This is a genomic window from Leucothrix arctica (genome assembly GCF_003172895.1).
In the GTDB taxonomy this organism is placed as follows: domain Bacteria; phylum Pseudomonadota; class Gammaproteobacteria; order Thiotrichales; family Thiotrichaceae; genus Leucothrix; species Leucothrix arctica.
Window position 1 is genome coordinate 126,706 of the sequence record NZ_QGKL01000041.1, and the last position, 13,078, is coordinate 139,783.

At 43.5% G+C, this 13,078-nt stretch carries 10 protein-coding genes; 3 read left to right on the forward strand and 7 right to left on the reverse strand.

Going from position 1 to position 13,078, the window contains the following annotated elements; genetic code table 11:
- Window positions 1–32: 32 nt before the first annotated feature.
- From pdxR to DKT75_RS16885, 4 genes are all read right to left on the reverse strand, one after another.
- Window positions 33–1,565, reverse strand: coding sequence for a MocR-like pyridoxine biosynthesis transcription factor PdxR (gene pdxR / locus DKT75_RS16870; protein ID WP_109824945.1), 1,533 nt, complete (start codon window positions 1,563–1,565; stop codon window positions 33–35).
- Window positions 1,566–1,804: 239 nt separating this feature from the next.
- The gene (locus DKT75_RS16875) at window positions 1,805–2,542 is read right to left on the reverse strand and encodes a sulfite exporter TauE/SafE family protein (protein WP_158278899.1); all 738 of its coding nucleotides are present in this window, start codon (window positions 2,540–2,542) and stop codon (window positions 1,805–1,807) included.
- A 151-nt stretch (window positions 2,543–2,693) separates the two neighbouring features.
- Window positions 2,694–3,593, reverse strand: a complete 900-nt coding sequence (locus tag DKT75_RS16880; protein WP_109824949.1) for a substrate-binding periplasmic protein — start codon at window positions 3,591–3,593, stop codon at window positions 2,694–2,696.
- 26 nt (window positions 3,594–3,619) lie between these two features.
- On the reverse strand, window positions 3,620–4,354 hold the full coding sequence (locus DKT75_RS16885; RefSeq protein WP_158278900.1) for a HAMP domain-containing protein: 735 nt from the start codon (window positions 4,352–4,354) through the stop codon (window positions 3,620–3,622).
- A 171-nt stretch (window positions 4,355–4,525) separates the two neighbouring features.
- Here DKT75_RS16885 and DKT75_RS16890 point away from each other — a divergent pair, with 171 nt between their 5' ends.
- From DKT75_RS16890 to DKT75_RS16900, 3 genes are all read left to right on the forward strand, one after another.
- A complete protein-coding gene (locus DKT75_RS16890; protein ID WP_109824953.1) occupies window positions 4,526–5,317 on the forward strand; it encodes an MOSC domain-containing protein in 792 nt (263 codons plus the stop codon).
- A gap of 199 nt (window positions 5,318–5,516) precedes the next feature.
- Window positions 5,517–7,691, forward strand: a complete 2,175-nt coding sequence (locus DKT75_RS16895) for a glutamine synthetase III family protein (protein WP_109824955.1) — start codon at window positions 5,517–5,519, stop codon at window positions 7,689–7,691.
- Window positions 7,692–7,807: 116 nt separating this feature from the next.
- A complete protein-coding gene (locus DKT75_RS16900) occupies window positions 7,808–9,727 on the forward strand; it encodes an alkaline phosphatase D family protein (protein WP_109824957.1) in 1,920 nt (639 codons plus the stop codon).
- 37 nt (window positions 9,728–9,764) lie between these two features.
- On the opposite strand, the gene DKT75_RS16905 is transcribed toward DKT75_RS16900, so the two are convergent.
- The 3 genes from DKT75_RS16905 to DKT75_RS22535 are packed head-to-tail and all read right to left on the reverse strand — an operon-like array spanning window position 9,765 to window position 13,014.
- Window positions 9,765–11,150: a sigma-54-dependent transcriptional regulator gene (locus DKT75_RS16905; protein ID WP_109824959.1), complete on the reverse strand. Its 1,386-nt coding sequence runs from the start codon at window positions 11,148–11,150 to the stop codon at window positions 9,765–9,767.
- A gap of 20 nt (window positions 11,151–11,170) precedes the next feature.
- Complete coding sequence (locus DKT75_RS16910) at window positions 11,171–12,820, reverse strand: two-component system sensor histidine kinase NtrB (protein WP_109824961.1); 1,650 nt, start codon at window positions 12,818–12,820, stop codon at window positions 11,171–11,173.
- Window positions 12,787–13,014: a PP0621 family protein gene (locus DKT75_RS22535; protein ID WP_170310677.1), complete on the reverse strand. Its 228-nt coding sequence runs from the start codon at window positions 13,012–13,014 to the stop codon at window positions 12,787–12,789. Before DKT75_RS22535 ends, DKT75_RS16910 begins: the two co-directional genes overlap by 34 nt.
- Between the last annotated feature and the right edge of the window lie 64 nt (window positions 13,015–13,078).

Consider the following 13,078-nt stretch of genomic DNA (forward strand, 5'->3'; position numbering starts at 1 on the left):
CGCCAACGATAGGTTTTATTAGAGCCAGTAAACTATCCACTCGCTAATCTTGCGTCACAAAGCTCATTTAAATAGGGCTGAGAGGTGCTATCAAAACTATCAATTAAGCCGCCTAAGACCTTCAAACCACCTAATATTTTTTCGGTATTAATCGCGGAAAAACCCAACCGGATATAGTTCTTCGGCGCATCATCCTCCATAAACAAGGTATCACCCGACTCAACTAAAACCCCATGTTTTGCGGCCACTTCACGCAGTGAGCAACTGGTCATTCCTTTTGGCAAACCAATCCAAAAACAAAAACTACCGGGCGTTGAATGTATTTCGCAACTAGATAAGTACTGCTCAACCCCCTGCTGCATCCGTAACCATTTTGTTTCATAGGTGCGACGCATACGCCGAACATGACTATCGTAATAACCCTGACTAATAAACATAGCGGTAATACGTTGATTGTTCGATGGCGGGTGACGGTACTGTAGCTCACGCAGCCGACGTAACTCTGTAATTAGTGTGCGATCTGCCACTAGGTAGCCAATACGAATACCGGGCGTCAACGATTTCGATAAACTACCTACATAGATTACTCGTCCATCTTGGTCGAAACTTTTTAATGCAGGCAGCGGCTCTTCTATGAAATTAACTTCACTTTCATAGTCGTCCTCAATCACCACAAAGTCATCTTGACGTGCTTGTGCCAATAAAGCTTTGCGACGTTCAACCGGCATAGTTACCGTCATTGGGTGCTGATGACTCGGTGTCACACATACATAGTCACAGCCTTTTAATTGCTGACCTATTTCCATACCTTCTTGATCAAGCGCCAACGGCTTCATCGGACTACCGCACAATTCAATCGCGTGACGTAAGTTGGGGTAACCAGGGTTTTCCACACCAAACACGACCGAGGGGTCGGCTAACAAACTGGCGAGTAAGAACAAAGAACTTTGCGTGCCGAGAGTGATCAACACCTCTTCAGCTTGTGCACTAATGCCCCGCTTGGATAGCACCTGCTGACGTATTTGAGAGACAAGCTGAGGATCATCAATACCGATATACCCTTCTACCCACTCATGCACCTTGCCTTTGCTTTCAGCTATACGGGAGCACTCTCGCCACTGATACAAGGGAAAGTCATTGACATCAATGTGTCCGTAAATAAAGGGGTACTGATACTTCAACCAATTTTCATCTTTGTTAAGTGATGAAAATTGGCTGGGGTGTTTTTGTATACGAGTTGACCAATCTGGTTGACGAATATCTTGTGATGCACCAATTTGACCCAAATGCACTAGATTGGACTTTGCATTGTTTATTGATAAGTCAGGATTTACAAAGAAGCCACTGCGCTTTCGAGCAACAAGATAGCCCTCATCAACCAAGCTTTCGTAGACCAATACAACGGTGTTTCGGGAGACACCAAGCATCTCCGCCATTTTACGGCCAGAAGGCAAGGCCTTCTCACCAAAGGCATCTTGCTCAATCAACTCAACTAGCTTTTCGCGAATCTGTTGCTGATATGTGCTGCTCTGATGCAGCTCCATATTGATTAAAAACTCAGTCATATACTACCTACCAGAACATGGGCACTAATTTTGTGGGGGATTTGTTGGCATAATTTTAGATTTTATTGTTTAAATTAAAGCAATAATCACGCCATAAAATACCATGTCTAGTCATATGAACTATGAACCTAAAAAATCAGGCAAGCTTTATTTAACTCCTGCCGTAAGCATCACATTTACGGCAGGCTTTTTTAATTTTTGTAGCTCACTTTCTTCTCTCAGCCTATTGGTGTCGTAACTCAAGCAACCACACTCATCGCCGAATTACCAATACCCAACAAAGCCACCGTTACCATCACCGGCAATGCAAAGCTTTTAAGTGACTGAGGCGGCTTACGATTAAACAAATATTGACCATACTGAACGGCAATTAATGTCGGCAGTGTCAAAATCAATAATGCATTAGATAATGTGCTGTCGACTAATCCGGAGCCAATTAAGGTCGCGACTGCTAGCGCCTCACTAGCGACAAAGAATAAAATCATTGTTGCGCGCTGATTAACGGTACTCAAGTTACTTGATGACATGTAGTACACAATCATAGGGCCACCGATAGAAGCACTGACAGTACCTGCACCTGATGCAACCCCAAACCCAAGCTTAGTCTGTGTTTTATCCGCATTAAACGGTCGACTCTTGGAAAACAACAATCCTGCCAGAATTAGAATAGCTATACAGATCAGTAGTTTTAGTATGCTTGGCGGAATCAATAACAAGAAGCAGTAACCAACAGGAATCCCAAGGACTGAACCAATAATTAGCGTTTTTAAGGTAGGATAATGCGCCTGCTCAAACGCTTGCTTCATTAAATTCAAACTGCAAATAACATCCAACGACAACACGATAACTACACTTTGCTGCGGCTCAAAAAAGAAATTTAAACCAACCACTGCGATCACGGTAAAACCGAAGCCGCTATAGCCTCGCACAATGCCCGCAAAAATCACGACGGGTAATACATACCAAATATGTTCCACTAACATTCCTTATAGGGATTAATAATTAGCCCCACTATATGAAACATATATCAAACTAGGTAAGAGCCAATCACTAGCAACGATAGCGCCACTCTCTCCTTAAAGCCTAAAGTGATATATTCCAGCTACTAACAAATCAACGTTCAGTTAATCAGTAGTTGCTCAACTTATCCAGATCACGCACTGGATCAAACCAAAGCTCAACATCATCGATTGGCGTTTCTGGTGGCAACACAGGATTAATGACTTTAAATAAACGCCGACTTTCAATATTGCCTCGCTTGATCGTATCACCATGATATTCGTAGAAGATTTTATCAAACTCACCTGACTGGATCATTTTTCTTAGGCCTGCTTCAACACGCTCCGCAATTTCAGGGTGTTTTTTTGAAACAAAGAAGTAATATGGCCACGTGTAAAATAACATCAACTCTTTCTCGACGGCCAAATCTGGCAAGCTTTCGACACGTTGACTATATTCAACCGGTGCTTCGTTTATCCCCCGTGGAAAATAATCAAAACGTCCCTTAACCACCATTTTAAACAAGCTCTCATATTTGCTAGCTGTTTCAATACTAAATTTGTTAGGCCGATATACTTTTAAATCACCCCAGTCATGCCCCTGCCCTAGTGTCAGTTGCTTCAATTGCTCTAGACTAGTTACCTTAGAAAATACTGGCTGCTTATCTTTGTGAATAAGAAATAATCGATACCCCAACAGTCCCTTTCTTAGCGGAATACGAATCGGTATCAGTAACTGTTCCTGCTCGACAGATGTCCCCGAATAAACAAGATTGACACTATCCCCAGCTTGGACTTCTTGCAAATAACGCCCTTCGCTCATTGGCTCATTACTGGGTCTTAAAATATAGTCTCCATGAGTATCACGTGTCGCTTCTAGGGACGCTTCCAACAACGTCAGTAAGTCATTGAAGCGCGCATCGCCCTCAGATTGAGTTTTTGGGTACACAACCTCCATCGTTTGAGAAAATGCTAAGTTTGGAACCAACAAGATCATTAAAGCCAATAGCTTCAGTAGTTTATTCTGCATATTACAACCCCCTCCCTCTTATTAACTTAAATAGGTGAAACACGCTTCATAGCGATAACATAGCTCTTTTTAAGAAGGTTAATGGACCTTGATAGCTCACCTACTTCATCCTTGGCATTCATTTCAAGTGGCACATCAAAATCACCACGACTGACACTATGAGCCACGTCGGTAAGGTGTGTTAATGGCGTAACCACTAAACGACGCAATACTAAAAACGTTACGATGGTAATCATAACGATAAGCAAAAAGGCGGAAAACAACTGCGATTTATAAACACTTTTGATCTGCTCAGTATTAAACTTGTCAGATGAGAAGACTTCTATAAAGCCAATATTCTTTCCCTTATGCTGAACTTCTTTCAGCGATGAAACTAAACCACCAGAATAAGCAGTCTCAGAAACTGTCGGATCACTAAGCTCATTTATTTGCCACGTTGAATTACGATCAACCCCTAAATAAAAGTCCTTATTTTCATCTAACACAACAATGCCATAGATATCATCATTGAGCATCTCAGACTTAACAGACGCTAAAATCAGCTCCTCATCTAGTTGCCACAGAGGTAACTCAACATGATTACTCAGGCGAATACCTGTGTTTTTATTTTCGATAACTAACTCAGCACCTAAGGTTTTTTGAGTCTGAAAGACTTGGTATACCCCTAGACCAGATAAGATTAACGTTAAGAAAATCGCGAGAAAGAAACTCACTTTAGTTTGAATACGATGCTGCCACGGAATCTGAACCGAGTTCTGCATAATTACCTCCTTGTATAGTTTACTATTGCCACAGCTCTGGTGGGTTTTCACTAGCCTCACGATAATCAAACAAACACTCATGAGCAAATAAGAGAGAGAAATAAAGGCTATAGCCTTTATTAATTAACTATTTCATCCTCACCAACTTAACTTAAACAATTGAGTGTCCATATGATTACCATCTCAAAACTAATCACATACCCATTTAAGTCAGCCAAAGGTATAGAACTCCCCCACACAGGCTTTGACGCTGAAGGACTAACTAACGATCGACGCTTAATGGCAGTAGATGAGGAAGGTACCTTTATGACCGCTCGTAATAGCCCTGAGTTACTACAAATATCATGCGAGCCAACGCTTACTGGGTGGCTACTGGCCCACCCAAAAGCCCAAAGTACTTTAACCATAAGTAACCATTCCACAATAGAACTAAGCGGTGATGTTTGGAGTGACCCAATCCATGCAAATAACGCAGGTGATGAGGCATCAGAGTGGATTAGTAATGTATTGAATACAAAGTCGCACATCGCTATTTGGAAACCTCAAGCTCGCACTTCAAGAAAGTACAGTTTAGAAACCACTTTTGCCGATGCCGCTCCGATTCTAATTACTAGTGAAGCGAGTATGAAACAAGCTTGTGACTGGGGTGGTGTCGATAATGATTACCGTCGCTTTCGACCAAACATCATCGTCAGCGGAGTAGAAGCATTTGAAGAAGAAAATTGGACTCGCTTTACTATAGGGGATGCGACATACGAAATGCTCGATACCTGCTCTCGATGCGTACTCGTCACTCGTGACCCAGACACTGGTGAAAGACACCCAAAACTAGAACCAATGTTGTCACTAATAAAAAAGCACAGCAACGCTAAAAAAGAGCCCATCATGGGCATTAACGTAAAACTCATATCTTCGCCAGAAAGCGTTACTATTACCGTTAATGATAGGATTTCTTTGATTTAAACCCTACATAAGCACCAAAATAGTGCGAAAATCGCGATTAGCGGTATCCTTTTTAAACAACTATCAGCACCTTCTCGGTGCATAGTTCTATAAAAATCAATTGGATACATTTACCCAATATTAATATTACCGTTTGGCATGATGTTTGCTTAACATTAATATCAGTTACATGATTTAAATTTATATTAAGGAATTTTGTATGAGTGGAAACGAGAGTCGTAATCAAGCTATCTACCAAATCACTAACCGTGAACCTACGCTAGTCGATAAGCCTAAGTCATTAAGTAAGATCTGGGCACAAGACGTTTTCAACCTAGCTAAAATGGAAGAAGCACTTTCTAAGAGCGCTTACAAAGCAATCAAGAAAACTGTACAGACAGGTGCTCCACTAGATGCTGCGACTGCTGATGTAGTTGCTGCTGCAATGAAAGAGTGGGCAACTAAGAAAGGCGTTAAGTTCTTCTCACACATTTTCTACCCAATGACAAACGCGACTGCTGAGAAGCATGACGGTTTCGTTATCACTAGCCCAGATGGCAGCTGCATTACAGAATTCACTGGTAGCCTATTAATTAAGGGAGAGCCAGACGGTTCATCATTCCCTAATGGTAGCCTACGTATGACTAACGCTGCGCGTGGTTATACTGCTTGGGATCCAACCAGCCCTGCATACATCATGCACACGGCTAATGGCGCTACACTAATGATTCCTAGTGTATTTATGTCATGGACTGGTGAAGCACTAGATAAAAAGATCCCATTACTACGCTCTAACGCGGCAATGAATACTGCTGCACAGAAAGTACTAAGCTTGATGGGCGAGACAGAAATCGCTCCTCTAAACTCAAGCTGTGGTGCAGAGCAAGAATATTTCCTAGTTGATGAAAACTTCGCTAATAGCCGTCCTGACTTACTACTAGCAGGTCGTACACTATTTGGTGCTCCATCACCTAAAGGTCAAGAGTTTGATGATCACTACTTCGGTGCTATCCCACCGCGCGTTCAAGTGTTCATGCAAGACTTCGAAGACAGACTTTACAAGCTAGGTATCCCAGCTAAAACTCACCACAACGAAGTTGCTCCTGGTCAGTTTGAAATTGCGCCTTACTATGAAGCAGCTAACGTTGCAGCCGATCACCAGCAGTTATTGATGACTGTTATGAAGATCACTGCGAAAGAGCACGGTTTCCTATGTCTTCTTCATGAGAAGCCATTCGCAGGAATCAATGGTTCTGGTAAGCACGTTAACTGGTCAGTTGGTAACCCAACACAAGGTAACTTACTAGATCCTGGTAAGACGCCAAACGAAAACCTGAACTTCCTGCTCTTTTGTGGTGCAGTAATTCGTGGAGTGCACCTTCATGGACCACTACTACGTGCAGTAATCGCTTCTGCTGGTAATGACCATCGTCTAGGTGCTAACGAAGCGCCTCCTGCGATCCTTTCTGTATACCTTGGTGATCAGCTAGAGCAAGTTTATAGCGACATTAAAGAAGGTAAGCTAGAAGCTGTTGCAGACGGCGGTGAAATGGATTCAGGTCTATCACAGATCTTGAACTTCACTCGCGATCCAGGCGATCGTAACCGTACTTCTCCATTCGCATTCACTGGTAACCGTTTTGAGTTCCGTGCGGTAGGTTCTGCTCAGTCAGTATCTGGCCCATTGGTAGCAATGAACACAATGCTTGCTGACTCTCTAAACTGGATTGCTGAGAAGCTTGAAGCAGCACTAAGCGGCGGCGCTGATAAGAACGCTGCGGTTATTGTTGTGCTTAAAGAGCTTATGGAACTACACGGCAACGCTGTATTCGGCGGTGACGGTTATTCTGCTGAGTGGCATAAAGCGGCTGTTGAAGAGCGTGGTCTTAAGAATATTCCAACGACTGCTGACGCACTTCCTGCATTCCAGTCTGACGAAGTTAAGGCACTGTTTGAATCAACAGGCGTACTAAGCGCAGTTGAGCTTGAGAGTCGTTATGAAGTTTACTCTGAGCAGTATGTTCTTTCGATTGAAGTTGAAGCTAAGCTAGTGATTGAGATGGCTAAGACAACTATCTACCCAGCTGCTTCTACTTACATGATGGATCTAGCAACGACTTATTCTGGCATGGCTCAGATGGGTCTTGAAGTAGACAAGACTTCTGCTGAGGTTGTTGCCGTTGAAACTAACGCGATGATGGCGGCAGTTGCTAAGCTAAGCACAGCAATCGAGAAAGAAGACTTTGCAAATATCGAAGAGCACATGCAGTTCTTGGCTAACGATGTTTGTTCTCTAATGGCTGAAGTTCGTTTACACGCTGACACACTTGAAGGCGAAGTAGCTGACGACATGTGGCCACTAGCTAAGTACCGTGAGATGCTTTTCATTAAGTAATCTAACGACTTAACTGTGTGATAAAAAGGCCGCTAACAATAGCGGCCTTTTTTTATTCCTGTGATTCCCTATTCTCGGTATGATCAATTCTTTTTAGAGTTGATTGGCTTCGTACTATGCACGAAACATTACCGCTCATTCTTGCTGGCCCTATCCTTAGAAAGTGCCACAAGCAACAAGTAACTATCTGGCTTGCACTCAGCAGCCAACCGTCAAGTATTTGCCTAACTTTGCGCTTAAGAGAAACAGGTAAAATACTGTTCGATGGTGCGTTAAGTGAGCAGCAACTCAAGTCTATTTGTGTCGGTAAACACGCGCATATTACGCTCATTGATTTAGCGCTCGATGACGCGCTACCAATCAATGAAACCATTGAATATCAACTAGCCTTCAATGATGAAAATAAGACTCAAACACTCACTGAACTTGCACCGTCGCTTTGCTACCCCGAACATAACCTTCCCAACTTTGTTATTAAAGAAACCTTGGATAACATTATTCATGGGTCCTGCAGAAAGCCTCACGCACATTGTGATGATGCGCTACCTCAAATTGATAACACTATTGGAAATAGCTTAAAGGGTGATGGTAACCGCCCAGATATTATTATGATGTCGGGGGACCAGATTTATGCAGACGATGTTGCAGGCCCCATGCTACAGGGCATTCATCAAGTCATTAAACTACTTGGGCTAACACCAGAAACGCTAGATGGATCAAACGCTTCAGACTCAGAAGCGCTATTTAATCATGAGTTTTGCTACTACCAACGTGAGAAGTTACTGCCTAAGTGTAAGGACAGTGAGAAGTTACTGCCTAAGTGTAAGGACAGTGAGAACTTACTTAACCTGTTTTTCGGCGGCAGCAGCAAACCAATATTCACTACCGTTTCTGCTCATAACCACCTGATTACATTGGCTGAAGTGATAGCCATGTATTTACTCGTATGGTCGGACAGACTCTGGAAGTACATTACGTTTGATAAATCACTTGTCGCTGACGAGTTCATTGAAGTCTTCGAAAAAGAACAACACCTCATAGAACAGTTTCAATCAGGAATGACGGCAGTACAACGTGCATTGGCACATACGCCTACTTATATGATCTTTGATGATCATGACATTACTGATGACTGGAATTTGTCTATCGGCTGGGAGCAAGCGGCTTATGGCCACCCTTTTTCCAAACGTATCATTGGTAATACACTGCTTGGCTACTTACTTTGCCAAGGCTGGGGAAACAATCCTGAGGTCTTTGATGACATCTATGAAGACAACAAAGCTAAATTTGAAAACACGGAGCAGCTAGACCAAGATGAGTTAATCGACACCCTACTCACCTTTCGTGAGTGGGATTATACGATCGGTACCTCACCTGCCATTATTGTCATCGATACTCGGACTAACCGATGGCGCTCCGAAAACAATCTATCCGCACCTTCTGGTTTAATGGACTGGGAAGCACTCAGTGATTTGCAGCAAAAGCTAATCCATCATGATACGGTGATTTTAGTGTCACCCGCACCGGTGTTTGGTGTGAAATTCATTGAGACGGTACAGCGTATCTTCTCATTTTTTGGGCAGGCGCTCATGGTCGACGCTGAAAACTGGATGGCACATAACGGCTCTGCCAATGTCATTCTCAATATTTTCAGACACCCGAAGACGCCTAAACACTTCATTATTTTATCCGGGGATGTGCACTACTCGTTTAACTACGATATCACGCTACGCTTTAGAGACGGTGGCCCTGATATCACTCAAGTTACGGCTAGTGGCTTTAAAAATGAATTCCCAGATCGTCTGTTAAACATCTTTGATAGAGTCGACCGGTTTCTTTACTCTCGACGATCCCCTCTCAACTTGTTCACCAAGCGTAGACGTATGAGCGTTCAATCACAAAAGCCTGAAGGACTCAGCCCTAGACGACTGGTTAATAGTAGTTGTTTCGGCGTGCTTACTCTCGAAGACAAACACTTTGGCTCATCAAAAGTTGTAAAAGCTAATGGTGAAGAGGTTAAGTTCAAACATGATTAACCTCTAATCGTCTCTAGCTGCATTGGTATGCTTTATACTAACCTGCATCATCCAAGTCATACTTCTTAATACGGTAGCGTAACTGTCGGAATGTCATACCCAACTGTTTTGCCGCAGCAGTACGGTTCCAACGAGTTTGCTCAAGTGCATCCAATATTTGATTCTTTTCATCGTCAACTGACGGTTGTGCTTGCCAATCAGGGTGAGCACTAATCTTTGCCTGCATCGCTTCTGTCGTCTTCACAACAGGGCTAACATTAGGTAGCTGCAAGTCAAACGGCTGAATCATATTATCCTCACAAAGCGTTGAAGCACGCTCCAGAATATTTTCCAACTCACGTACATTACCTGGGAACGGATAAGCATTGAGTGCTTCCATCGCTTCCGCTGACAAGAAAATCTCTGGTAACTCCCAACGCTTCGCAATCAACTTAAGGAAGAAGTTTGCAAGCAGCTGAATATCCCCACCACGCGCATGTAACGGCGGTACATCTAGCTTGATCACGTTTAAGCGATAGTATAAATCTTGACGGAACCCTCCGTCCTCAACCGCTTTTTCTAAATCTTTATGTGTCGCACTCAAAATACGAATATCGACCGGCAACTCTTCTGTGCCACCAACGGGCTTAATCGCTTTTTCCTGAATCGCACGCAGTAACTTCACCTGCATACCTAGCGGCAAATCGGCAACCTCATCCAAGAATAAAGTACCTCGATGAGCTGCTTGGAATAATCCTTTCTTATCTTCAACTGCGCCCGTAAAACTTCCCTTCTTATGACCGAAGAATTCACTCTCCATCAAGTTCTCAGGAATCGCACCACAGTTAACGGGTACGAACGCGCCAGTAGCACGCGGACTCAGCTTGTGAATTTCATTGGCAACCAGCTCTTTACCACTGCCCGACTCACCATGAATAAATACTGGTGCTTGGCTTCGTGCAAGCTTGGCAATCGTTGCATTCAAACGCTTAATAGCATCCGATTGACCAATAATAGAATTACCTTCAGAACTACTCCCACCGGATGCAGACTGACCTGTGGGCGAGCTCACTTGACCCGATAAAGTGAGCGCTGTCTGTACAAGGTCACGTAACTTACTTAGATCAACAGGCTTAGAGACGAAGTCGTAAGCACCTGCTTTAAGCGCTTCAACGGCTGACTCCATGCTTCCGAAGGCAGTAATTACCGCCACTGGAACATGAGCGTATTCACGCTGAATATAACGCACGATATCGAGACCCGTACCGTCTGGAAGTTTCATATCCGTCAGACACAAGTCAGGCTTGAACGACTGAATAGCCAGCAGTCCTTCTTTTACTGAACCAGCCGTTGCCGTATCCAATCCCATGCGTAACAGGGTGATTTCCAGCAACTCACGAATATCTGGCTCGTCATCAATGACTAATACTTTTTGTTGTGCCATAAGCCTTCTCTATTATTTTTCTAATTACTTTTACGATGAGCGAATACGATTCTAAAGCAACTACCCCTTCCATTAAGCTGAACGTACTCTAAGTTCGCGCCATTGCTTAAACATAATTCTCGCGCCATGAAGAGACCTAAGCCTGTGCCTTTAGTGCTTGTTGTGTAGAAAGGCTCAAACAAACGTTCTTGCCCAGTCTCGCTAATACCAACACCGTTATCCATCACGCTCAAAATCATATCTCTGGTATGAGCGGGCTGCATGCACTGGATTTCTAGCTGTAACTGACTCGCGTCTTCATGCGCATACTTTTCTGCATTTCGACACAAGTTCCACATGATCTGGTCAAAGTGATTTGGATCAAACTGAATCTCTGCATCAGTAGGTTCTAGGAATACATTGATCTGATTAATTTGCAGCGTCGACTGACGAGCAAAGTCTTCTCTGAACTTCTGAATCCATGATTCCAATACAATGTTTTCACGTGTTGCTTCACGCTTACGAGACAAGTTCAGCACGCTTTCAATCGTCGTATTCATGCGCTTGGAGTTTTCTTGAATGATTTGAATCATTCGCTGGTCAGGTTTACTTAGCTCTGGTGACTCAGATAATAACTGGGCCGCGTGACTAATCGCACCTAATGGATTACGAATCTCATGAGCAATGTTGGCTGTTAACTGACCCAAGGATGCCATCTTAACGCCCTGCTGCTTCTCACGTTGGGCACTGGTATCTTCTAGGTAAATCAATGCTGCGCCGTTTGAGCTCGTGCCTAATTGCGATAAGCGAAAACTGAGCTCCGTTGTGCGCCAGTGCTTGATGTCATAGCTCACAACCTTAGGGCACACATTCGCAACCCAGTGCTTAAAGTGCGCATTTAGCTCTGGAGCAAAGTCTCGTAGCGGCTTACTGCGCCAATCATCTGGGCGACCCAACATATCCCAAGCGGTTGGGTTCATATGACGAATCACACCTGAGCGCTCCACGACCAAAATACCGGTTTGAAGTTGATCAAGAATAGACTGGTTAAGCTGTGAAAGATTAGCAAGGTCAACACCACGACGCTTTGCTAGCGCGGCTGTTATTGATGCTTTTTCAAACCATTTACCTAACATCCAAGAAGCGGCAAAAACAAACATTGCCAAAATACCTGCATAGGATAAATCAGATGCGGTACGGGCAGCTTCTTGCTGCATGTAAACTTCAACACCGAGCAAGCCCATTATGGCCATAGCAGTTAACATCAACGCAAACTGACCGGGTCGCAGTATATTTTGTAGGATAATAGGCAAGCTAAGTAATAAGCCCATGCCTGAATGCAAACCACCGCTAGCAAAAATAAGCACCAACAGACAAAGAATATCAACGACTGGATGCAAGTAGACTTGAGCTAAATAAAATGGCCAGCGAAAGTGCGCACTAAAAACAGCAAGGACGGCAATAACAGTAAAGACATTAAGCCCAAGAGAAAATAACTTATCGTCATAACTCCCAAGCTGCATGGGTATTTGAGTTGAAGTTGTTACTAACTGCAAGACACCCACTAAAATGAGTCGGTAGATGCTATAAAGTTGGAGTGGATTCCACGGATTTTGGTGAAGGACAAAAGCCGGGTAGGCCTGATTTCCCCCGCTGCTCACTTGGGAGGCTTGGCGTGCTCTAGACTGCAAAAATTGTTATCCCCTATTTTTATCGCTTCTTGTTCGGGGACATGTAAACCACATTCATCACAGGGAACCATTTTTTGGCTTTGTGTTGACTTTGTCAGCGGCTTTTTAGTTTTTTCTAATCGTCCCCGTTGCCACAACTTTACGGCATACAAGCTGACTGCAAGCAGAACAAACAATAAAATCAAACGAAACATATAACACTACCTTAGGGGAAGATGGATAACGATTCGTTAGAGGATACGGGAAAATCTGAATCTC

Coding starts and splice junctions, on each gene's coding strand:
- DKT75_RS16890 (WP_109824953.1), top strand. CDS start 4,526: ATGATTACCATCTCAAAACTAATCACATACCCATTTAAGTCAGCCAAA.
- DKT75_RS16900 (WP_109824957.1), top strand. CDS start 7,808: ATGCACGAAACATTACCGCTCATTCTTGCTGGCCCTATCCTTAGAAAG.
- DKT75_RS16905 (WP_109824959.1), bottom strand. CDS start 11,150: ATGGCACAACAAAAAGTATTAGTCATTGATGACGAGCCAGATATTCGT.
- DKT75_RS22535 (WP_170310677.1), bottom strand. CDS start 13,014: ATGTTTCGTTTGATTTTATTGTTTGTTCTGCTTGCAGTCAGCTTGTAT.
- DKT75_RS16880 (WP_109824949.1), bottom strand. CDS start 3,593: ATGCAGAATAAACTACTGAAGCTATTGGCTTTAATGATCTTGTTGGTT.
- DKT75_RS16885 (WP_158278900.1), bottom strand. CDS start 4,354: ATGCAGAACTCGGTTCAGATTCCGTGGCAGCATCGTATTCAAACTAAA.
- pdxR (WP_109824945.1), bottom strand. CDS start 1,565: ATGACTGAGTTTTTAATCAATATGGAGCTGCATCAGAGCAGCACATAT.
- DKT75_RS16895 (WP_109824955.1), top strand. CDS start 5,517: ATGAGTGGAAACGAGAGTCGTAATCAAGCTATCTACCAAATCACTAAC.